At 63.5% G+C, this 20,177-nt stretch carries 21 protein-coding genes; 15 read left to right on the top strand and 6 right to left on the bottom strand.

Annotation, left to right across the window (positions count from 1 at the left end; translation table 11 throughout):
* The first annotated feature begins 40 nt into the window (after window positions 1-40).
* From BV071_RS21395 to BV071_RS21380, 4 genes are all read left to right on the top strand, one after another.
* Window positions 41-1,420 carry an efflux transporter outer membrane subunit gene (locus BV071_RS21395; protein ID WP_035611633.1) on the top strand — a complete coding sequence of 460 codons (1,380 nt, stop codon included), beginning with the start codon at window positions 41-43 and terminating at the stop codon, window positions 1,418-1,420.
* 18 nt (window positions 1,421-1,438) lie between these two features.
* Complete coding sequence (locus BV071_RS21390) at window positions 1,439-1,885, top strand: DUF5069 domain-containing protein (protein WP_035611631.1); 447 nt, start codon at window positions 1,439-1,441, stop codon at window positions 1,883-1,885.
* A gap of 155 nt (window positions 1,886-2,040) precedes the next feature.
* Window positions 2,041-3,171, top strand: a complete 1,131-nt coding sequence (locus BV071_RS21385; protein WP_265594721.1) for an efflux RND transporter periplasmic adaptor subunit — start codon at window positions 2,041-2,043, stop codon at window positions 3,169-3,171.
* Window positions 3,172-3,174: 3 nt separating this feature from the next.
* A complete protein-coding gene (locus tag BV071_RS21380; protein ID WP_035611628.1) occupies window positions 3,175-6,327 on the top strand; it encodes a multidrug efflux RND transporter permease subunit in 3,153 nt (1,050 codons plus the stop codon).
* A gap of 1 nt (window position 6,328) precedes the next feature.
* On the opposite strand, the gene BV071_RS21375 is transcribed toward BV071_RS21380, so the two are convergent.
* A complete protein-coding gene (locus tag BV071_RS21375) occupies window positions 6,329-6,751 on the bottom strand; it encodes an organic hydroperoxide resistance protein (RefSeq protein ID WP_035611886.1) in 423 nt (140 codons plus the stop codon).
* A 126-nt stretch (window positions 6,752-6,877) separates the two neighbouring features.
* Here BV071_RS21375 and BV071_RS21370 point away from each other — a divergent pair, with 126 nt between their 5' ends.
* The 9 genes from BV071_RS21370 to BV071_RS21330 all read left to right on the top strand — a co-directional run bounded on the left by BV071_RS21370 (window position 6,878) and on the right by BV071_RS21330 (window position 13,865).
* Window positions 6,878-7,837, top strand: a complete 960-nt coding sequence (locus BV071_RS21370; protein ID WP_035611626.1) for a ring-cleaving dioxygenase — start codon at window positions 6,878-6,880, stop codon at window positions 7,835-7,837.
* A 7-nt stretch (window positions 7,838-7,844) separates the two neighbouring features.
* A complete protein-coding gene (locus BV071_RS21365; protein ID WP_035611624.1) occupies window positions 7,845-8,474 on the top strand; it encodes a dienelactone hydrolase family protein in 630 nt (209 codons plus the stop codon).
* 42 nt (window positions 8,475-8,516) lie between these two features.
* Window positions 8,517-9,212 (top strand): histidine phosphatase family protein, encoded by a 696-nt coding sequence (locus BV071_RS21360; protein WP_035611621.1) that lies wholly within the window; start codon window positions 8,517-8,519, stop codon window positions 9,210-9,212.
* Entirely contained in the window at window positions 9,209-9,640 is a 432-nt protein-coding gene (rpiB, locus tag BV071_RS21355; RefSeq protein ID WP_035611619.1) for a ribose 5-phosphate isomerase B, read from the top strand. Before BV071_RS21360 ends, rpiB begins: the two co-directional genes overlap by 4 nt.
* Window positions 9,641-9,644: 4 nt before the next feature.
* Window positions 9,645-10,091, top strand: a complete 447-nt coding sequence (locus tag BV071_RS21350) for a YiiD C-terminal domain-containing protein (protein WP_035611617.1) — start codon at window positions 9,645-9,647, stop codon at window positions 10,089-10,091.
* Window positions 10,092-11,375, top strand: a complete 1,284-nt coding sequence (locus BV071_RS21345; RefSeq protein WP_035611615.1) for a leucine-rich repeat-containing protein kinase family protein — start codon at window positions 10,092-10,094, stop codon at window positions 11,373-11,375.
* 71 nt (window positions 11,376-11,446) lie between these two features.
* Window positions 11,447-12,523 (top strand): sensor histidine kinase, encoded by a 1,077-nt coding sequence (locus tag BV071_RS21340; RefSeq protein WP_052573700.1) that lies wholly within the window; start codon window positions 11,447-11,449, stop codon window positions 12,521-12,523.
* Window positions 12,498-13,190, top strand: coding sequence for a response regulator transcription factor (locus BV071_RS21335; protein ID WP_265594720.1), 693 nt, complete (start codon window positions 12,498-12,500; stop codon window positions 13,188-13,190). Before BV071_RS21340 ends, BV071_RS21335 begins: the two co-directional genes overlap by 26 nt.
* Window positions 13,191-13,421: 231 nt before the next feature.
* Complete coding sequence (locus BV071_RS21330; RefSeq protein WP_035611882.1) at window positions 13,422-13,865, top strand: DUF5069 domain-containing protein; 444 nt, start codon at window positions 13,422-13,424, stop codon at window positions 13,863-13,865.
* A 5-nt stretch (window positions 13,866-13,870) separates the two neighbouring features.
* Here BV071_RS21330 and BV071_RS21325 read toward each other — a convergent pair whose 3' ends face one another.
* From BV071_RS21325 to trxA, 4 genes are all read right to left on the bottom strand, one after another.
* Window positions 13,871-14,677 (bottom strand): class I SAM-dependent methyltransferase, encoded by an 807-nt coding sequence (locus tag BV071_RS21325; RefSeq protein WP_035611611.1) that lies wholly within the window; start codon window positions 14,675-14,677, stop codon window positions 13,871-13,873.
* 21 nt (window positions 14,678-14,698) lie between these two features.
* Entirely contained in the window at window positions 14,699-15,931 is a 1,233-nt protein-coding gene (locus BV071_RS21320) for an MFS transporter (protein ID WP_035611609.1), read from the bottom strand.
* An 87-nt stretch (window positions 15,932-16,018) separates the two neighbouring features.
* Window positions 16,019-16,768, bottom strand: a complete 750-nt coding sequence (locus tag BV071_RS21315; protein WP_035611607.1) for an SDR family oxidoreductase — start codon at window positions 16,766-16,768, stop codon at window positions 16,019-16,021.
* 67 nt (window positions 16,769-16,835) lie between these two features.
* Window positions 16,836-17,153 (bottom strand): thioredoxin, encoded by a 318-nt coding sequence (trxA, locus tag BV071_RS21310; protein WP_035611605.1) that lies wholly within the window; start codon window positions 17,151-17,153, stop codon window positions 16,836-16,838.
* A 77-nt stretch (window positions 17,154-17,230) separates the two neighbouring features.
* On the opposite strand from trxA, the gene BV071_RS21305 reads away from it, so the two are divergent.
* On the top strand, window positions 17,231-17,842 hold the full coding sequence (locus tag BV071_RS21305) for a TetR/AcrR family transcriptional regulator (RefSeq protein WP_035611604.1): 612 nt from the start codon (window positions 17,231-17,233) through the stop codon (window positions 17,840-17,842).
* A 10-nt stretch (window positions 17,843-17,852) separates the two neighbouring features.
* On the opposite strand, the gene BV071_RS21300 is transcribed toward BV071_RS21305, so the two are convergent.
* Complete coding sequence (locus BV071_RS21300; RefSeq protein WP_035611601.1) at window positions 17,853-18,083, bottom strand: YtxH domain-containing protein; 231 nt, start codon at window positions 18,081-18,083, stop codon at window positions 17,853-17,855.
* A 201-nt stretch (window positions 18,084-18,284) separates the two neighbouring features.
* Between BV071_RS21300 and typA the strand changes: the two genes are divergently transcribed.
* Window positions 18,285-20,129, top strand: a complete 1,845-nt coding sequence (gene typA / locus BV071_RS21295; RefSeq protein ID WP_035611599.1) for a translational GTPase TypA — start codon at window positions 18,285-18,287, stop codon at window positions 20,127-20,129.
* The last annotated feature ends 48 nt before the right edge of the window (window positions 20,130-20,177 follow it).

Genomic DNA, 20,177 nt, shown 5'->3' with positions numbered 1-20,177 from the left:
CTGCCGGAACGGCGCAGCAGTTCCGCTACTTGAATCTCAGATGAAAACTTCACGTTTGATCCTCCTCTCCGCAGCCCTCTTCACCTCCTGCTCCTTTGAGCCCGCGCTCGATAAGCCGGGTGTGGAAGTGGTGCCGGTTAGTTTCTCCGGCAATGGCCAGGGCTCGGCCTCGGCCACGCTGAACTGGCAGTCCTTCTTCACCGACCCACGCTTGAAAAAGCTGGTGGGCATGGCGCTGGAGAACAACCGCGACCTCCATATCGCGGCACTGAATGTCGAACAGGCGCGCGCGCAGTATGGCATTTCCCGTAGTGCACTATTTCCGTCCGTAGATTTGTCCGCCACGGGCTCACGACGGCGGACACCGGGCTCGACCGTCTCCGGGGGGACGGCGGTCGAGACCCGGAACTACGAGGTCTCCGTGGGCGTGGCCTCCTATGAGCTCGATATCTTCGGGCGGGTGCGCAGCCTGAACCATGCGGCACTGGAGAGCTACTTCGCCAGTGATGCGGCGCGAGTTGGGGTGCAGATCTCGCTGGTGGCCGAGGTGGCGGGACAATACTTCCGCGAGCGGGCCTTGTTAGAGCAGATCGACCTCTCCGAGCAGACCCTGAAGTCGGTAAGCCAGACTTACGACCTGATGAAAACCCGCCTCGATGCAGGCGACGTGTCGGAACTCGATTCGCGCTCGGTGGAAGTGCAGGTGCAGACGGCCAAGGCCAATCTCGCGGCCTATCGCCAGCAACTCTCCGAGACCCACAATGCACTGGCATTCCTGATCGGCGGCGCGCTGCCCGGTAACTTGCCGACCGGCCGCAGCTTGGAGAAGGGTGTGGTGGCAGAGTTGAAAGCCGGCGTGCCATCCGAGCTACTGACCCGCCGCCCGGACATCTTGGAGGCCGAGCATCAACTCAAGGCTGCGAATGCGAACATCGGCGCGGCCCGGGCCGCCTTCTTCCCGCGAATCACACTCACCGGCGGTGCTGGCACTACGAGCCGCAGCCTCAGCGATCTGTTCCAGAATGGTTCCAGCGCATGGTCCTTTGCGCCACAGATCAGCGTGCCGATCTTCGACGGGGGCTTCAACAAGGCGAACCTCGATGTCGCGCAGGTGCGCAAGCAGATCGAAGTGGCGCGCTATGAGCGGACGATCCAGAATGCCTTCCGCGAAATCTCGGACGGCTTGGCGGCTCGCAGCGGACTGGAAGAACGGATCAGCGCGTATGAGGGTCTGGTGGAAGCGCAGCAACGGCGCTTCGACCTCGCGAATCAGCGTTACACCCAAGGGGTGGACAGCTACTTCGAGGTGCTCGATGCCCACCAGCAGCTCTACTCCTCGCGGCAGATCCTGATCTTGCTGCGCCTAAACCGCCTGACCAATACCGTGGGCCTCTACAAGGCGCTCGGCGGCGGTTGGTAAGCTTTCTTATAGAATACCATGAGCAACACCGACCTGACCGTCCGTCCACCCCGGAGCGTACGCACCCGCCTGGGCCGCTACGTGATCCTGCCACGCTTGCTCGACAAGTGCCGCGCCACCATCGCGGGCAAGAACGGCGAGTATCACTACGCCTGCCCGATCGACCAATACTTCTTCAAGTTCGTCGGCATCGATGCCGATGCACTGAAGGCGGAAGTCGCGACCGGCAAGGGCGATGGCGAGATCCTGGAGTGGATCGAGGCCAATGCCAAGACACCCCGCGAGCAATGGGAGATCGTCCAGTGGAGCGCATTCCACGATAGCCGCAGCATCGACAGCGATGCGGAAACCATGGCTTGGTATGCCGAGTCCGTGGGCAAGCTCAGCAAGACCCGCGAGGACATCCGCACCTTGGCCGATTTCCTCGACCTTGACGACTACGTCACCTTCGGCGGCAAAGCTTGACCTTAAACCAAAGGGGCGCGGACCAGATGGCCGCGCCCCGCTTTTGGTATCTCTTTCCGAAACCGCCTTCCGATAGAAATCGACAAATCGACCTAACTCGGCTTGCATCCCAGATCGATGGGATGAAGAGGCCAAGTCCAGCTTCCGTTCTGTTCGTGGCCGCGACGCTTCTCGCGTCGTCGTCCTGCCGCAGGGATGCGCCCAAGCCGCCGCCTCCACCGCCGCCCGCGGTCATTGTCGATGAGGTGACGCAGCGGGACGTGGACATGTACGTCGAGAATGTCGCCCGGACGGAGGCAGATGCGACGGTGGACATCACCGCGAGAGTGAAGGGCTTCCTGACCAAGGCTCCCTTCAAGGAGGGCAGCCTGGTCAAGAAGGGCGAATTGCTATTCGAGATCGATCCCCAGCCCTTCGCCGCGGCGGAGAAACAGGCCGAAGCGACATTGGCCAAGGCCCAGGCAACGCGCGACCGCAAGGTCGCCGATGTCGCGAGGCTCGAGCCACTTGCCAGGGACAAGGCGGTTTCCCAACAGAACCTGGACGATGCCGTGGCCAACGCACGGGTCGCCGAGGCGGATTTGCTTGCCGCGCAAGCGGCCTTGGACCTCGCGAAGCTGGACCTTGGCTACACCGAGATGCGCGCACCCTTCGACGGCATGATCGGCGGACGCGAGATCGACGTCGGGAACTACGTGGGCAGCACCTCCAACGACACGCTGCTCGCCACGATCTCAACCGTGGATCCAATGCGGGTGGTCTTTCACGTCGCAGAGGCGAATTACCTGCGCTTCCAGAAGCGCTTCATGGGCGACCGGGAAGCTGCGGACCGCCATGGCGAGGAGATGGAATTCGAACTCATCCTCAGCGACAAGACCACTTACGAACACAAGGGCAAGCTGGCCTTCGCCGACCGCGCACTGGACGCCAAGGCTGGCACCATCAAGATCGTGGTGAGCTTCCCGAATCCCGGCCAGCTGCTGCGGCCCGGCCAGTTCGGGCGGGTACGGCTGACTCCTGAAACGAAAAAGGACGCCATCCTGGTCCCGCAGAAGGCGGTGGTGAATTTCCAGAGCGCCCAGGCGGTGATGGTGGTGGGTCCTGACAACAAGACCGAGCTGCGCCCGATCGAGACCGATGGCAATTTCGAGGACCGCTTCATCGCGACCAAGGGTCTGAAGAAGGGGGAACGGGTGATCATCGAGGGCCTGCAGAAAGCCCGGCCGGGAATGATGGTAAGCCCCGTCCCGAAGCCCGCCACGGAAATCGCGCCCGCCGCCCGTTGAGCCATGGCCCAGTTCTTCATCCAGCGCCGGGTCTTCGCGATCGTGCTTTCGATCCTGATCCTGCTGGTCGGCTACCTAGGCCTGAAGACGCTGCCGATCGCGCAGTACCCCAGCATGGTACCGCCCACCGTGCAGGTGAGTGCCGTCTACACCGGTGCGAGTTCGTCGGTGGTGGAGGAGACGGTGGCCACGCCGTTGGAGCAGGAAATCAACGGCGCCGAGGACATGCTCTACATGACCAGCGGCAGCACCAGCGACGGCCAGTGCACCATCAAAGTCACCTTCAAGGTCGGCAAGAACATCGATGACGCCGCGGTGGACGTGCAGAACCGGGTGGCCCGCGCCCAGCCGAAACTGCCTGCCGAGGTGGTCAAGAACGGCATCACGGTCACCAAGCAATCGCCGGACATGCTGCTGGTGCTGGCGCTCAGTTCGCCGGACGGCACCTACGACGACCTGTTCCTGAACAACTACGCCTTCCTCAACCTGCAGCCGGAGTTCGCGCGCGTGCCGGGGGTCGGTTCGGTCAGCATCTTCACGCAGAAAGACTATGCAATGCGGGTATGGCTGGAGCCGGACAAGCTCGCGAAGTTGGGGCTGACCGCCGCTGACGTGAACAAGGCCTTGGCGGAACAAAACGTGCAGGCCGCCGCCGGGCAAATCGGCGCTCCGCCCGCGGACGATGGCGTGGAGTTCCAGTTCTCCGTGAACGTGAAGGGCCGGCTGGTCCATCCGGAGGAGTTCGGCGAGATCGTCATCACCACGCAATCGGATGGCACCGTGGTGCGGCTTCGCGACGTGGCCCGCACCGAACTGGGCGGGAAGGATTACGGCAGCTTCGGCCGCATCAATCATGCGCCTGCCGCATTGATGGGCATCTATCAGCTCCCCGCGGCAAACGCGCTTGAAACCGCGGAGGCCTGCAAGAAGCGCTTGGAAGACCTGAAGCAGGCCTTCCCGCCGGGCATCGAGGCGGAGTTCAGCTTCGACTCGACCCGCTTCGTCACCGCCTCGATCGAAGAAGTGATCCACACCTTGGCGGAGGCCATCGCACTGGTGCTGGTGGTGGTTTTCCTCTTCCTCGGCAACTGGCGGGCAACCCTGATCCCGATGCTCGCGGTGCCGGTTTCGCTGCTCGGCACTTTTGCGATCTTCGGCCCGCTGGGCTTCACGATCAATACCCTCACCCTCTTCGCGTTGGTGCTGGCGATCGGCATCGTGGTGGACGATGCGATCGTGGTGGTGGAGGCGGTGGAGCATCACATCGAGAAGGGACTGGCACCATTGGAGGCGACCAAGAAGGCGATGGACGAAGTCTCCGGTCCCGTGGTGGCCATCGCCCTGGTGCTGTGCTCGGTCTTCGTCCCGGTGTCCTTCATGGGCGGCATTACGGGCAAGATGTACCAGCAGTTCGCGATTACCCTCTCGGTCTCGGTGATTCTCTCGGCCATCGTCGCGCTATCCCTCACACCGGCACTCTGCGTGATGATGCTGCGGCCGCGGAAGGAATCGAAGGGACCGATCGCGCGATTCCTGGGACTCTTCAATCGCACCTTCGACAAGATCACCCACGGCTACACCGGAGCCTGCCGCTGGCTGATGCGCTACGGCGTGATCGCGCTGCTTCTTCTCGCGGGCATTTACACCGGCGTCATCGGCTTGTTGAAGCAGTTGCCAACTTCTTTCCTGCCGGATGAAGACCTCGGTTATCTCTTCGTGGTGGTAACCCTGCCGGACGGGGCCTCCCAACAACGGACCGACCGCGTGCTGCGCAAGGTGGAGGCCATCCTCGACAAGACTCCCGGCGTCAGCGACGTGAGCACCATCGGCAGCCTGAACCTGCTCAGCGGCGCGCGCAGTTCGAACTCCGGCGTCTGCATCGTGCTGCTCAAGGACTGGAAGGAGCGCAAGGATCCCCAAGCGCAGATCGCGCACATCGTCCCGATGGTCTACGCCGCGGTGAGCCAGATCCCGGAGGCGATGGTCATTCCCGCTCCCCCACCACCGATCTCCGGCTTGGGCAATGCCGGTGGTGCGCAGTTCGAGTTGCAGGACCGCCGGGGAGGCTCGCCGGATCAGCTTCAGGACGTCTCGAACCAGATGCTCGCCGCAGCCAGCAAGCGGCCGGAGATCGCCCGTGCCTATTCCTTCTACAGCAATCGCGTGCCGCAACTCCGCGTCGATCTGGATCGTGACAAGATCAAGACCATGGGCATCCCGATGGATGGGGTCTTCAACGCGCTGCAAACCAATCTCGGCGGGCTTTATGTCAATGACCTCACCCTCTTCGGCCGCAGCTTCCAGGTGAAGGTCCAGGCCGAGTCGCGCTACCGCATGAAGCCCGAAGACATCGGCAGCATCTACACCCGCAGCAGTGACGGGACGATGGTGCCCTTCAACACCTTCGCCACGGTGGAGAATACCACCGGCGCCGACCTGCTCTCCCATTTCAACATCTACCGGACTTCCGAGATCACGGCGAATGCCGCGCCCGGCGCGAGCTCGGGCCAGGTCATCGCCGCGATGGAGCAGGTAGCGAAGGAGGTGCTTCCCGATGGATACGGCTACGAATGGACCGGCACTGCACGACAGGAAAAGGAGGCTGGCGGCAAGCAAGGCGTGATCCTCGCCATGGCGCTGCTGTTCGTCTTCTTGGTACTAGCCGCGCAGTACGAAAGCTGGGCAGTGCCCTTCGCGGTGCTCTTCGGCCTTCCGATCGGCGTCTTCGGTGCCTTCCTCGGCGCTTATCTCCGGCATCTGACGAATGACGTCTACGTGCAGATCGGCCTGGTGATGTTGGTCGGCCTGGCGGCGAAGAATGCGATCTTGATCGTGGAATTCGCCAAGCAACGACGCGAGCAAGGCATGGAGATCCGCGAGGCAGCGCTGGAAGGCGCGCGCCTGCGCCTGCGCCCGATCGTAATGACCTCGCTGGCCTTCATCCTCGGCGTGGTGCCGCTGGTGCTTTCCAGCGGTGCGGGAGCAGCCAGCCGCCAGAGCTTGGGCACAGCCGTCTGCTTTGGCATGGCGGCCGCCACCTTGATCGGGGTCTTCTTCATCCCCTGGCTCTACGTCGTGGTCCAGACGCTGGCAGAAAAAGTCGGCGGGAAGCCGCAGATACAGCCCCCGCCGGAAGAAGGTGCCAGCACTCACTGAATCACACCACGGTGCGGGTCACCGGGATGTTGTTGCGCGTGGCATTCGAGTAAGGACAGACGATGTGCCCCTTTTCCACCAGGTCCTTCACCTTCTCGATGTCCAGGCCGGGAACGTGGATGATGAGTTCCACTTCGAGGCCGAAGCCGCCGCCGTCATCACGCGCGCCGATCCCAACCTTGGCGGTCACCGTGGCGTCGGCGGGAATGTGGATCTTCTCCTTGCCGGCGGCGAACTTGATCGCTCCGAGGAAGCAAGCCGAGTAGCCGGTGGCGAAGAGCTGCTCCGGATTGGTGCCTTCGCCGCCGGGGCCGCCGAGCTCCTTGGGCACGGAGAGATTCACGTCGACCTTGCCGTCTTCCGTCTTGGAGTGGCCTTCGCGGCCGCCGGTGGCGGTCGCCTGAGTGGTGTAGAGGACTTTCATGGCGCTCCGGATGTAGCGCCGATTTGCCGCCGTGCAAGTGGCGAGCTTGTCTCCATGCACTGCGCGCATGCTCAGTCTATCAAGCTGGCATTTCCCGGATCGCGGATCTTGGTCTAGTCTCGCGCCATGAACGACACCACCGCGGCAATCACCGGCATCCACCACATCACCGCCATCGCCAGCGATCCGCAGCAGAATATCGATTTCTACGCCGGATTGCTTGGCCTGCGCCAGGTCAAGAAAACCGTCAACTTCGACGACCCCTCCGCCTATCACCTCTACTACGGCGACGAGCAGGGCACGCCGGGCAGCATCGTCACCTTTTTCTATTGGCCCGGTCACGATGCCCGCGGCCGCGTGGGCAGCGGGCAGACCACCGCGCTGGTCTTCTCCGCCCCGCCCACCTCGCTCGAGTGGTGGCAGCAACGCCTCGAACGCCATGATGTGAAGGTTGAGCGCAAGTCGCGCTTCGGCGAGGAGGTCCTGTCCTTTGCCGATCCCGATGCGATTCCGGTCGAGATCGTCGCCGTCGCGGAGGACAACCGCAACCCGTGGACCGGAGCCGGCATCCCCGCCGAGCACGCCCTCCGCGGCTTGCACAGCGCCGAGCTGACCGTCGCCCACGCCGCCCACACGGAGGCCCTGCTTTCGAATGAGATGCAGTTCCGCCTGGTGAAGCGCGAAGGCAACCGTGCCCGCTTCGAAGCCGGCAGCGGCGGCTCCGGCCGCTATGCCGACGTCATCGAGGATAGCACCGGCAAGCGCGGCAGCGGCGGCTCCGGCACCATCCACCACATCGCCTGGAGCGTGCCCGACGATGCGACGGAATTGGCCAAACAAACCGAACTCCAAGACTCAGGCTATCAGGTCTCGCCGGTCATGGACCGCGACTACTTCCACTCGATCTACTACCGTGAGCGCGGCGGCATCCTGTTCGAGATCGCCACCGCCACACCCGGCTTCGCCGTGGACGAGCCCGCCGAATCGCTGGGTGCCGCCCTGAAGCTGCCGAAGCAATTCGAAGCGCATCGTGCCCGCATCGAAGAACTCCTGCCTCCCGTCCAGCCCGCCAAATCCTTCACCTGATCTCTTGATGAAACTCCACGATCCCGCCAAGACCCTCCGTCTCGGCAAGCAGCCCGCGGAAGCAAAAGCCGCACTGATCCTGCTCCACGGCCGAGGGGCCAGTGCCGATGACATCGCGGGCCTCGCCGAATACCTGCCTGCCCGCGACCTCGCCATCCTCGCGCCTGCCGCCACCCAGAACACCTGGTATCCCCAGCGCTTCTTCGTCCCGCTCGCGGAGAACGAGCCATGGCTCTCCAGCGCCCTCGATTTGGTGGAAAGCCATGTCGCCGAGCTCCACAGCGCCGGCATCCCCTACGAAAAGATCGGCATCGCCGGCTTCTCGCAGGGCGGCTGCCTCGCGCTCGAATACGCCTCGCGCCATCCGCGCCGGTATGGACTCGTCGCCGGCCTCAGCAGCGCCCTCATCGGGCCGCCGGGACTGAGCCGCCAGCCCGCCGATCTGAGCGGAGTCCCGGTGCTCGTCGCCTGTGCCACGCAGGATGCCCACATCCCGCTGCCATTGGTCGAGGAGAGCATCGGCACCCTGCGCGGTTTCGGCGCGGAAGTGACCCGCCAGATCTTCCCCGGCTACGACCATACGGTCTTCCCGGAGGAAATCGAATGGCTCTCCGCCCGCATGGCCGCATGGGCGTGACCGCGATTGCCATGGCGGGCGGGAAATGCGTTGGTAGCGGCGATGTCGATTACGCGCATTTTCCTGATCCGCCATGGCGCCACCGTGCTCACCGCGGAGGATCGCTTCGCCGGCTCAACCGACGTGGAACTCTCCGATGAAGGACGCCGCCAGGTGGGTCGCCTCGCCGAGCGTCTGAGCCTGATTCCGGTGGATGCGGTCTACGCCTCACCGCTCGGCCGGACCCAAGAGACGGCGCGGATTCTCGCCGCGCCCCACAAGATGGACATCCAGCTCCGCGATGGCCTGAAGGAGATCTCGCACGGCCATTGGGAACAGCTCACCCGCAAGGAGGTGGAGGAGGCCTACCCCGAAGAAGCCGCGGCATGGGACCGCGATCCCTATACCTTTGCCCCCTCCGGCGGTGAAAGCGGACTGGCGGTCACGGCCCGCGCCTTGCCAGCTTTGCTTGAGATCGTAAGCCGCCACGAAGGCAAGCCGGTGATCGTGGTCTCGCACAAGGCGACGATCCGCCTGCTGCTGAGCTCGCTGTTAGGTTTCGATCCGCGGCGCTACCGCGACAATCTCGACCAGGATCCCGCGGCGCTGAATATCGTCGACTTCAAGGACCCGGTACGGGCGCGCCTGATGCTCTTCAACGACAGCTCCCACTACTCTGAATCCGGCATGGCTATCCCTGACATCGCCGGGGCCTGCCTTTCCAAGTGGTGGAGCCACGAATCCCACTCATCTTTATGAAAATCGCCATCGGTTCCGATCACGCGGGTTTCCGTTACAAGCAGGAGATCATCGCGCACCTGCAGGCCCAGGGGCATGAGGTGCAGGACTTCGGCACGCACTCGACGGAGTCCGTGGACTACCCGGTTTTCATCCGCCCGGTGGCGGAGGCTGTCGCGGCCGGCCAATACGAGCGCGGCATCGTGCTCGGCGGTTCCGGCAATGGCGAGGCAATGGCGGCCAACCGTGTGCGCGGCGCACGTTGCGGGCTGTGCTGGAATGCGGAGTCGGCGCGGCTGACGCGGATGCACAACGATGCGAATGTCCTCTCGATCGGCGAACGAATGATGGATCTTCCCACTGCGCTGGAAATCGTGGATATTTTCATCGCGACCGCGTTTGAGGGCGGGCGTCACATCTCGCGGATCCGGCAACTCGATGAGTATTGATCGCATGAAGCCGCACCTTCTCCCCGAGGACATCGAGAACTTCCTGTACGGGAAGATCCCGTTGACCAAGGCGATGGAAATGCGCGTGGAGTACTACGAGGACGACAAGCTGGTGATCACCGCGCCGCTGTCGGTGAACCACAACCACCTCGGCACCGCCTTCGGTGGCAGCCTCGCCGCCATCGCCACGCTGGCCGGCTATGCCTTGCTGTGGCTCGAGCTGGGCGATAAGGAAGCTCACATCGTGATCCGCAGCTCGAAGGTTTCCTACGACCGCCCGGTGCGCGGCGAGATCCGCGCGATCTGCCTGCGGCCCTCAGAGGCCACCTTGGCGCGCTTCCGGAAGAACTATGAACGTAGTGGCAAGGGCCGCATCAAACTCGGGGTGACGATCGAGGAGGAAGGGAATGTCTGCGTGGACTTCGAGGGCATCTATGTGGCGATTCGTTAGATGACTGACACCCTCTCACTGCTGCGCACCGGGAAGCTGGCCGGTGCCACCCGCCTCGATCTTGCCTGTGGCCTGACGGAGTTTCCGCGTGAGATCTTCGACTTGGCGGAGAGCCTTGAGGTGCTGAATCTCACCGACAACCGCCTCAGCTCGCTGCCGGGAGACCTTCACCGCTTGTCCAAGCTGAAGATCCTCTTCTGCTCTTCCAATGAGTTCCGCGAGCTACCGGCCGTCATCGGCCAATGTCCGGCTCTGGAGATGGTCGCCTTCAAATCGAACGCCATCGCGAAGGTTCCGGAGGAAGCCTTCGCCCCGCAGCTCCGTTGGCTGATCCTCACCGACAACCAGATCCCGGAGTTGCCCGCTTCAATCGGGCGCTGCCACCGGCTGCAGAAGCTGATGCTGGCAGGCAACCGCCTTTCCGCCTTGCCTGCCGAAATGGCGAACTGCCATGCCCTCGAACTCTTGCGGCTTTCCGCAAACCGCTTCGGGTCACTGCCCCCTTGGCTCTTCAGTCTGCCGCGGCTCGCGTGGCTGGCCATCAGCGGCAATCCCATGTCCCCCTCTCCGGACCATGCTGACCCTATCGGCAAGATCGGATGGAATGAACTCCAGATCCACGAGGTGCTCGGCGAAGGAGCCTCGGGAACCATCCACCGCGCGACATGGGGCGAACGCCTCGTAGCGGTGAAAATTTTCAAGGGTGCCATGACCAGCGATGGCCTCCCTGCCGACGAAATGGCGGCCTGCCTGGCGGCCGGTTCTCATCCCCACCTGATCCCAATCGTCGGCAAGATCGCGAACCATCCGCAGGCGGCAGAAGGGCTGGTGATGGAATTCATCCCCGACGGCTTCTCCAGCCTCGCTGCCGCCCCGAGCTGGGAAAGCTGCACCCGCGATGTCTATGATCCGGACACGCGCTTTGGCTGCGATGCGCTGCTAGGCATCGCAGGGAGCATGGCAAAGGTCGGCAGCCATCTGCACGCGGGCGGGATTTTGCATGGGGATCTCTATGCTCACAACATGCTCGCGAATGCCGCTGGTGAATGTTATCTGGGCGACTTCGGGGCGGCGTCCTTCCATCCACCGGGAGTTCCAGCGGCAGCGCTGGAACGACTCGAAGTACGCGCCTTCGGCTGCCTGTTGGAAGAACTCGTGGACCGTTGCGAGGACGCCCCTCCGGCGCTTCGCGAACTCAGGGACCGCTGCCTGTCGGCCCGCGTGGCAGAGCGGCCGCCTTTCGCAGAGATCACTAGGGTCTTGGAAGATATCGTCAGACCCTGAACGGGTTGTTACGCCGTTCCGGTTTGCCTTGGGGGGCAAAATCGGCTGTAGTCCGTCGCGTTCACCCCACGATGGCCCAATTCCCCGCCTCCCTAAAGCCGACGTGGACCCTTCCGTCCACGCCGTGGAAGGTCAGCGTGATTGGGATCGCGATGATCGTGGCGATCGGAATTGTCGACGGGCTGATCGAGCCGCAGTTGAGCAGCGCCTTCTTCTATCTGCTGCCGGTGATCTATGTCGGCAGGCACGCCGGCTGGTGGACGAGCTTGGGCTGCGCCGTGCTGGCCTGCGTGGTTTCCTTGAATGCCGACCTGCTCACCCAGCGGACGCAGGTCTTCAGCTATCTGCCTTTTTCGAATGCCTCCCTGCGGATGGGCGTGCTGCTGATCGTGCTGCGCCTGGTGCGTTCCTTGCGGGACTTGAATGACTCGCTCGAAGCCCGCGTCCGCGACCGCACCTCGCGCTTGCAGGCGGAGGTCAAAGAGCGCCTGAAGCTCGAGAGCCGCATCCTGGAAGCCCGTGAATCCGAGCAAGAACGGATCGGCCAAGACCTTCACGATGGTCTCTGCCAGCACCTGGTGGCCACGGCCTTCTCCGCCAGCCTGCTGCAGCACAAGCTGGAGGCCAAGCACGTGCAGGAAGCCGGCGAAGCTGCGAAAATCGTCGAGCTGCTCGATGATTCAATCACCCAGGCCCGCGATCTTTCGAAGGGCCTCTACCCGGTTCCCCTGGAGAAAGACGGGCTGGAAACCGCGCTGCAATCCTTGGCCGATGGCACCACCAAGCGCACCGGCATCAAGTGCACCCTTGATGTCCCGGACCGTCCCGTGGACCTAGAGAAGAATATCACCATCCACATTTACCGGATTGCCCAGGAAGCCATCAACAATGCGGTGAAGCACTCCGGCGCGGAGCGGATCTTGATCGAATTCGAAGCCGCGGACGACCGCTTCGATCTCAAGGTGAGCGACGACGGCAAGGGGCTACCCGCCAATCCACCACCGGCCCCAGCGGAGGGAGGAATGGGTTTGCACATCATGGATTATCGTGCGAGGGCCATCGGCGCGAAGCTGGAAGTGGCCGAAGCCAAAAATGGCGGAACCAGCGTCCGCTGCTATTCAAATGGAGACATATCTGCCGATGAATGAGACCACCACAACCCAGAATGCCGTGCGGATCGTGATCGTCGACGACCATCCGATGGTTCGCGAACGCTTGGCCGAAATCATCAACCGCGAAGCGGACATGCAGGTCTGCGGTGAAGCGGAAGACCGCCCGAATGCGCTCGAAGTAATCGGCCGCGAACAGCCGGATCTCGCAATCGTCGACCTGACCCTGAAGCGCTCCAACGGGCTCGACCTGATCAAGGACCTGCGGGCGATGCACCCGGAACTGCGGATCCTGGTGGTCTCCATGCAGGAGGAGAATCTCTACGCGGAGCGCGTGATCCGCGCCGGCGCCCACGGCTACATCACCAAGCAGGAAGCCACCCGCAAGATCCTCGAGTCGATCCGCATGGTGCTTTCCGGCAAGGTTTACCTCAGCGATGCCCTCTCCGCCGACATCCTCTCGCGGATGGTTGGCAAGTCGAAGGCTCCCGGCAGTTCCTTCGAGCTGCTGACCGACCGCGAATTGCAGGTCTTCGACCTCGTGGGCCAAGGCTTCGGCACCCGCCAGATCGCGGAGCAACTCGGCTTGGACGTGAAAACGGTCGAAACCTACCGGGCGCGGATCAAGGACAAGCTGGAACTCAAGGACGCCTCCGAGTTGCTGCGCAAGGCAATCGCCTGGAAATTGGATCATCCGACGGCCTGAAAGCCACTTGTAGTGGATTGCACTACGCGGCACTCAGGGAATCCCGGTAGAAACAATCCACGCCCCGCCCGATGGACCGGGAGCCCGGATTCGGGCACTGTCTCGCCACGCATCGGCGGTTCTGTTCTTGCATTCGGCCCGGGGGGGACACGAGGAAGGCAGACCCCCGATGCAGTTTCTTTTTAGGGATGCCGCTTTACGGCAAGGGTGGCTGGATCAAGGTTCATGGCCATGCCAGCCACCCTGATTCCCGGCCTTCGCAGCCCCTATGAAACTGTGGGCGGGATCGTCCATTTCGGCCGCATGCTGGATAAAATCCGCCTGAATGTAGCGGGCCAGTTGCCGGGTCCTTGGGCCGAAGTGATGGGCATTGTCGGCGGCTTCGATTCCCGCTGCTGCCACTTCCTCGGAATTCACTACTCCGACTTGAAGACGGAGGTCCTCAAAGGGGGCGACGACGAGCAGATCCTGGCTTGGGCCACGGCTCACGGCCGCCGGCCGGATGAGGAGGACATCGAGGTGTGGAATGGCTTCATGAGGAAACTGGGCTGGCGCGATGCCGTCGCCCAGCGGGTGCGCTTCCGCCTTGAGGAGTCCGGCTTCCCGCCGGATGCGGCGGAGACGATGTTCGACTTCATCGATATGGATGAGGGGCGGCCGAAGCGGGCCGTCTAAGGCACCTAGACAACGCCAACTCGCACTCGGGAGCACCACAACCATGGACGCTTCCCGGGCATCAGCCGCAACGCCAGCTCGCGGAAGGCGGTGATGCCGATCTCGTCTTCGCTGATGCCGGCTTTGAGAAGGGTCTGGACACTGCCTTGGCTGAACATGAGGCCAGTCAGCCGCTCGGCATCGCCTGCGTCCTCATGATGCAGGAGGATTTCGCGGGTCCAGCGGAAGGCCCCGCTGGCGCGCATGCGCTCAAGGTGGCCGGATTTCTCCGAGAACTTCAGGTCGAGGGAGAGGTTCAGCTCACGCTCGGCGCGGCGGACCCGCTGGTCACACTCGTGGTAGGCCGCATCCACTTCCCAGATCCCGGTGACCGGCGGCCAGTCGTAGTCGCAGGCGGCGAAGATCCCGCCGCGGCGCAGGATCCGACCCACCTCGGCAAAGGTGGAGGGAGGATCCATCCAGTGCAGCGATTGGGCGCAGGTGACGATGTCCGCGCTGGCGGCCGGCAGGCCGGTGGCGTGGGAAAAGCCGCGCGCATAGAAGATCCCCTCCCCGCCCTTGGCCTGGGCCTCCGTCCGCATTGCCGCGGTGGGCTCGATTCCGACAATGCGCGCCACCTTGCCGGCCCAGTAGCGAGTCGAAAGGCCTGTGCCACAGCCCAGATCGACCACGGTGCCACCCGACTCAATCTCGGCGAGATCGATCAGGAGCGGCGCGAGCCGTTCCGGCGGAGTCGGCCGGAAGCGGTCATACTGGTCCGCGAAGCCGGTGAAGCGCTCGATGTTGGTGGCGAAGCTTTCCTCGTCCGGCATGCCGGGATCATCGCCGCATCTTCAACGGCCGCAACCACCGGCATCCGGGCAAGGCGCGGAATCCAAGTCCGCGACCGGCTGCGATTGCTGGCGAGAGGCCCACATCAGGATCAGAGCTGCGGCGATGCTGAGGCCGATCACTCCGGCTGCGGCCCAGCCGACGAATGGCAGCCCGAAGGCATCGATCACCCGACCGCCGGCAAGGGCCCCGAGGCCGATGCCCATGTTCGCACCGGAGATATTCAGCGAGGCTCCGAGCGCCGGATTCGCAGAAGCGGCCTTCATGACCCGCACGTGGGCGGCGGTGAAGAGTGCGGCTTGGCCGATGCCCCAGACCGCCAGAACGGCGGCCAAGGCGGGCTTGGACTGCACCACCGCCACCACCGAGGCCATCGCCAGCGCAATCGGTAGGCAGAAGGCGATTGAAGCCCCCAAAGGACTGCGGTCCACCAGCTTGCCGCCCAGCCAATTGCCGAGCAGACCCACGGCACCGAAGCCCATCAAAATCCAGCCGACTTCCGTGCCGCTGTAGCCGCCGAGGCGCTCCAAGATGTCCGCCAGATAGGTGTAGGCCGTGAACATGCCCGCGAAGACCAGCAGCGAGAGCAGGACGTGCCCGGCCACGATTTTATCCCTCAGGATGCCGAGTTGCTCCAGCACCGGCGCGGGTTTCTCCAGCTTCTTCGCGACCGGCGGCATGCAGAAGAAGAGCAGGGCCGCCTTCGCAAAGGCCAAGGCAGCGAGCGCCCCAAAGGCCACGCGCCAACCGAAGGCATCCGCAACAAGGGTGCCGATCGGAATTCCGAAAATCGTGGCCGCCACCACCCCGAAGGAGACCATGGAGATCGCCTTCCCGGCCCGCTCGGGACCGGTGATGTTCACGGCGGTCTCGCTGGCCAGCGACCAGAACACCGGCAGCATGAGCGCAGGGATGAAGCGGGCGAAAGCCATCACCCCGAAATTCGAGGCCGTGCCCGCGAGCACATTCGACAGCGCGAAGAGCAGCAAGGTGGCCACGAAGAGGCGCTTGCGGTCGAAACGCGACATGAAGGCCACCAGCGGCGGTCCCGTGACCGCCACCGTGAAGGCGAAGAGGGTCACCAGCAGGCCTGCTGTGGGAATGTCTACCCGCAGATCCCGGGCCATCGCCGGCAACAGGCCCACGATGATGAATTCGGTGGTCAGCACCGTGAAGCCGGCGGCAGAGAGGAGAACGATCGGAAGGATCGATCTTCCGGGCAAAGAGCTGCTCATGGTGACAGGGAAGGCAGCTGGCGGGCCGCCGGGCCGGGAATCTGGGCCGGACCGGCGACTTGTCCACGGCGAATCCGCCGCAGCGCTTCAGACGTCGAAGCCGCCGTCGATTTTAAGGTTCGCTCCGGTCACGTAGCTACCCTCCGGACCGACGAGATAAGATACCAAACCGGCGATTTCCTCACCCGAGCCGTAACGGCCGAGCGCCATCAGGCCACGCAGGGTGTCGGCAAAAGGGCCGGTGGCGGGGTTCAGATCGGTATCGACCGGGCCGGGCTGGATGTTGTTCACGGTGATGCCACGCGGACCTAGATCGCGGGCCATCGCCCGGTTCATGCCCGCGACAGCGCCCTTCGACATCGAGTAGGCGCTCAGTCCGGGGAAGGGCGCGGAGTCGCTGTTCACGCTGCCGATGTGGATGATCCGCCCGCCTTGCGGCAGGTAATTGGCTGCTTCCTGGCTGGCTACGAAGAGGGCCTTCACATTGATGGCAAAGGTCTTGTCGAAGTCCGCTTCACTGAGATCCGCGAGCGGCGCCATGATCGCGACGCCAGCGTTGTTCACCAGAATGTCCAAGCCGCCCAGTTCCGTGGCAGCGCGAGCGACGGCGGCGCGGACTGCCACGGCATCGGCGGCGTCGGCTTGGATCGCGATGGCCTTGCCACCCGCAGCTTCAATCGACTTCACCACTTCCTGAGCTTTCTCCGGCGAGGCGCTGTAGGTGATGGCGACAGCGGCACCATCCGCAGCGAGGCGGCGGGCAATGGCGGCACCGATGCCGCGGGAGGCTCCGGTAACGAGGGCGGCTTTTCCGGCGAGTGTGGAGGTATTGCTCATGCGTTGTGGTATTGGTGGCGGGATCGCCCCTGTGACAGGTCACGCGAGCGATCCCGACCAAGAGTGATCACGCTGCGGCCAGGGCCGCCTCGATCACTTGCTTGTCCTGCAGGCCGCGCATCACTTTCACCGGCTGGCCGTCCTTGAAGACAATCAGGGTCGGGATGGCCTTGACCCCGAGGCTGACGGCGAGTTCACGAGCGGCTCCGACGTCCACTTTCGCGATCAAGGCCCGGCCCTGCCACTCGGTGGCGATCTCCTCCACCACCGGGGCGATCATCTTGCAGGGACCGCACCAGTCGCCCCAGAAGTCGACGAGCACGGGCTGATCCGTGCCGCGGATGGTGGAATCAAAGGTTTCCGCAGTGAGTTCGAGCACATTCATAGAATAGTTCTGTAACGAAAGGTATAGATGTATCAACTGGACAGCCCGGGGTCAAGCGAGGTTTTTTACCGCTAGGTATGAAATCCTCCGAATCCGCTCCCAGTCTCGGCCGCCCGCGCGGCTTTGATGCAGATGCGGCCTTGGACAAGGCGCTCCGGGTATTCTGGGAAAAGGGCTACGAAGGTGCCTCAATGGCAGACCTGACCGCCGCCATGGGGATCAACCGGCCCAGCCTCTACGCGGCCTTCGGCAACAAGGAGGCCTTGTTCCGCAAGGCATTGGAGCGCTATGCAGCCGGCCCGGCGTCCTATGTGGCGGGGGCCCTCGCGATGCCGAGTGCCCGGGAAATGGCCAAGGCGCTCCTGGACGGTGCCGTGGAGGTTCTGGGGAATCCCGGCCATCCCGGCGGCTGCCTCTCCATCCAAGGCGCGTTGGTCTGCGGGGATGAGGCGAGGGCCATCCGGGAGGAACTGACGGCGATGCGCGCGGGCACCCAAGTCGCGATCCGCGAACGACTTGAGCAGGCAAAGAAGGCCGGGGACCTTGCCCCAACCACGGATACGGCCGCGCTGGCCGGCTACTTGGCCACCGTGATCCACGGGATGGCGGTGCAGTCGGCTGGCGGGGCCGCAGCAGCAGAGCTGCAAGCAGTGGCCGATCTGGCACTGCGGGTTTGGCCAGTCGATTGATTCCTAATACTCAGCGGGTCGCGTCCTTCACATCCTCCTTGATCTCCTTCGCCGCGTCCTTGACGTCCCTACCCACATCCTTGGCGTCGTCCTTAATGTCCTCGGCTGCATCTTTGATCTTTTCGTTCGGACGGCGATCGAGGGCGTCGTCGACTTTTTCTTTCACGTTCGGGGTCTCGTGTTTTTCGCATGCAGGCAGAATGGCGAAGGTCGCGGCGGCAAAGAGGTAGTGGAGTTTCATCGGTTTTAAGCGGACCACCGGTTGTTAGGGCGGCCAAGATTCCAGTCGCCTCGCAAAAAGAGCACGTCAATCCGCAGAATTCCGGGGCCGCAGAAGTCCTTGTAACGGGAACGTCGCGTGCTTCCCCCTTGCCAAGCGCGGAAAAAGGGTCCATAGGCCCGCGCCGCTTTCCCCGGGAGCCCGTACGTACTCGACGCCGCCATGTCCCTTAAGATCCGAAATCTCGCCATTATCGCCCACGTTGACCATGGGAAAACCACCCTCGTCGACCAGCTCCTGCAAGCCGGCGGGACCTATCGTGACAACCAAGCGCAGCAAGAGCGCGCCATGGACTCGATGGACCTTGAAAAGGAAAAGGGCATCACCATCAAGGCCAAGAACACCTCCATTCACTGGGAAGGCTACACGATCAACATCGTGGACACCCCGGGCCACGCCGACTTCGGTGCCGAGGTGGAGCGCGTGATGAAGATGGTGGACGGCGTGCTGCTCGTGGTGGACGCCTCCGGCGGCCCGCAGGCCCAGACCCGCTTCGTACTGCGCAAGGCGATGCAGGAAGGCCTCAAGCCGATCGTGGTGGTCAACAAGATCGACCGTCCGCTGGCGACCCCGCTGAAGGTTCACGACCAAGTCCTCGAACTGCTTCTCGACCTCGACGCCGATGAAGAGCAGTTCAACGCTCCTTTCTGCTACGGCTCCGCCCGTGACGGCTACTTCATGGATCACCCGGATGACGAGCGGAAGGACTGCGTGCCGCTGCTCAAGAAGATCATCGAGCATATCCCCGCTCCGAAGGCCGATCCGGAAGCTCCTTTCCTGATGCTCGTTTCGAACATCGAGTGGGACGACTACGTCGGCCGTGTTGCCGTCGGCAAGGTTCTCGGCGGCAGCGTGAAGAAGGGCGATACCATCTGGCTGCTCCGCGAGGATGGCACCAAGACCCAGTCGAAGGTGATGAAGACCTTCAGCTACTCTGGTCTCGCCACCACCGACTCCGAAGGCTGTAGCGCCGGTGGGATCGTGGGCATCGCCGCAGGTATTGAGAACGTCAACATTGGCGAAACCATCGCCGGATCTTCCGACCAAGCGCCGCTGCCCTTCGTGGCGATCGACCCGCCGACGGTGTCGATGCAGTTCTCGATCAACGACGGCCCGCTGGCAGGCAAGGAAGGCAAGCACGTGACCTCCCGAGCGATCCGCGAGCGCCTGATGCGCGAGCTGAAGACGAACATTTCGATCACGGTCGAGGACACCGACACCTCCGGCGTCTTCAACGTCTCCGCCCGCGGTGCGATGCAGATCGCGGTGCTGGTGGAGCAGATGCGCCGCGAAGGCTTTGAAGTCCTCGTCTCCCGCCCGGTGGTGATCTACCGCCGCGATGATCACGGCAAGCTGCTGGAACCCTTCGAAACGCTCTACGTGGAAGCCCCGGGCGACTACACCCAGGGCATCCTGAAGATCCTCATGAACCGCAAGGGCATGATGGAGCACATGGACACCGAGGCCAGCGGCCGCGTGTTCATCCAGGCGCACATCCCGACCCGCGGCCTGATCGGCTTCGAGACCGAATTGGTCAACCTGACCTCCGGTCACGGCATCATGAGCCACCTCTTCAAGGAGTACGCGCCACACGCCGGCGACATCCAGAACCGCACGACTGGCACGCTGGTCTCGATGGATTCCGGGACCGCCACTCCCTACTCGCTGCAAATGCTGGAAGAGCGCGGCATCCTTTTCGCCGCACCCGGCGATGCCGTTTACGAAGGCATGCTGGTCGGTGAAAACCCGCGCGTCGGCGACCTGCCGGTGAATCCGGTGAAGGAGAAGCACTTGGACAACATGCGCTCCTCCGGCAAGGACAAGACCTCCAAGCTGACCCCTGCGATCCGCTTCTCCCTCGAGCGCGCCATCGAATACATCGATGCCGACGAGCTCGTCGAAGCGACGCCGCAGAACATCCGCCTGCGCAAGCGCATCCTGGACGCGAACGCCCGCAAGCGTGCCGCCAAGGGCCCGAACGTCGAAGACCGCAGCAACCGCGGTTAAGGCAGCACAGTCTTCCCCACCCCCTCCTCCGCCTTCCCCGTGCGGGCC

Origin of the sequence: Haloferula sp. BvORR071, assembly GCF_000739615.1 — a bacterium.
Taxonomy (GTDB): domain Bacteria; phylum Verrucomicrobiota; class Verrucomicrobiia; order Verrucomicrobiales; family Akkermansiaceae; genus Haloferula.
Note: the sequence above shows the minus strand (reverse complement) of the source record. Positions and strands in the feature narration are given on the sequence as shown.

What these genes read in the sequence shown, in the direction of transcription:
- BV071_RS21340 (WP_052573700.1), top strand. Translation starts at nt 11,447, where the DNA reads ATGGCCCAATTCCCCGCCTCCCTAAAGCCGACGTGGACCCTTCCGTCC.
- BV071_RS21305 (WP_035611604.1), top strand. Translation starts at nt 17,231, where the DNA reads ATGAAATCCTCCGAATCCGCTCCCAGTCTCGGCCGCCCGCGCGGCTTT.
- BV071_RS21300 (WP_035611601.1), bottom strand. Translation starts at nt 18,083, where the DNA reads ATGAAACTCCACTACCTCTTTGCCGCCGCGACCTTCGCCATTCTGCCT.
- BV071_RS21330 (WP_035611882.1), top strand. Translation starts at nt 13,422, where the DNA reads ATGCCAGCCACCCTGATTCCCGGCCTTCGCAGCCCCTATGAAACTGTG.
- BV071_RS21395 (WP_035611633.1), top strand. Translation starts at nt 41, where the DNA reads ATGAAAACTTCACGTTTGATCCTCCTCTCCGCAGCCCTCTTCACCTCC.
- BV071_RS21315 (WP_035611607.1), bottom strand. Translation starts at nt 16,768, where the DNA reads ATGAGCAATACCTCCACACTCGCCGGAAAAGCCGCCCTCGTTACCGGA.
- BV071_RS21390 (WP_035611631.1), top strand. Translation starts at nt 1,439, where the DNA reads ATGAGCAACACCGACCTGACCGTCCGTCCACCCCGGAGCGTACGCACC.
- BV071_RS21325 (WP_035611611.1), bottom strand. Translation starts at nt 14,677, where the DNA reads ATGCCGGACGAGGAAAGCTTCGCCACCAACATCGAGCGCTTCACCGGC.
- BV071_RS21380 (WP_035611628.1), top strand. Translation starts at nt 3,175, where the DNA reads ATGGCCCAGTTCTTCATCCAGCGCCGGGTCTTCGCGATCGTGCTTTCG.
- typA (WP_035611599.1), top strand. Translation starts at nt 18,285, where the DNA reads ATGTCCCTTAAGATCCGAAATCTCGCCATTATCGCCCACGTTGACCAT.
- BV071_RS21320 (WP_035611609.1), bottom strand. Translation starts at nt 15,931, where the DNA reads ATGAGCAGCTCTTTGCCCGGAAGATCGATCCTTCCGATCGTTCTCCTC.
- BV071_RS21345 (WP_035611615.1), top strand. Translation starts at nt 10,092, where the DNA reads ATGACTGACACCCTCTCACTGCTGCGCACCGGGAAGCTGGCCGGTGCC.
- rpiB (WP_035611619.1), top strand. Translation starts at nt 9,209, where the DNA reads ATGAAAATCGCCATCGGTTCCGATCACGCGGGTTTCCGTTACAAGCAG.
- BV071_RS21375 (WP_035611886.1), bottom strand. Translation starts at nt 6,751, where the DNA reads ATGAAAGTCCTCTACACCACTCAGGCGACCGCCACCGGCGGCCGCGAA.
- BV071_RS21365 (WP_035611624.1), top strand. Translation starts at nt 7,845, where the DNA reads ATGAAACTCCACGATCCCGCCAAGACCCTCCGTCTCGGCAAGCAGCCC.
- BV071_RS21370 (WP_035611626.1), top strand. Translation starts at nt 6,878, where the DNA reads ATGAACGACACCACCGCGGCAATCACCGGCATCCACCACATCACCGCC.
- trxA (WP_035611605.1), bottom strand. Translation starts at nt 17,153, where the DNA reads ATGAATGTGCTCGAACTCACTGCGGAAACCTTTGATTCCACCATCCGC.
- BV071_RS21360 (WP_035611621.1), top strand. Translation starts at nt 8,517, where the DNA reads ATGTCGATTACGCGCATTTTCCTGATCCGCCATGGCGCCACCGTGCTC.
- BV071_RS21350 (WP_035611617.1), top strand. Translation starts at nt 9,645, where the DNA reads ATGAAGCCGCACCTTCTCCCCGAGGACATCGAGAACTTCCTGTACGGG.
- BV071_RS21335 (WP_265594720.1), top strand. Translation starts at nt 12,498, where the DNA reads ATGGAGACATATCTGCCGATGAATGAGACCACCACAACCCAGAATGCC.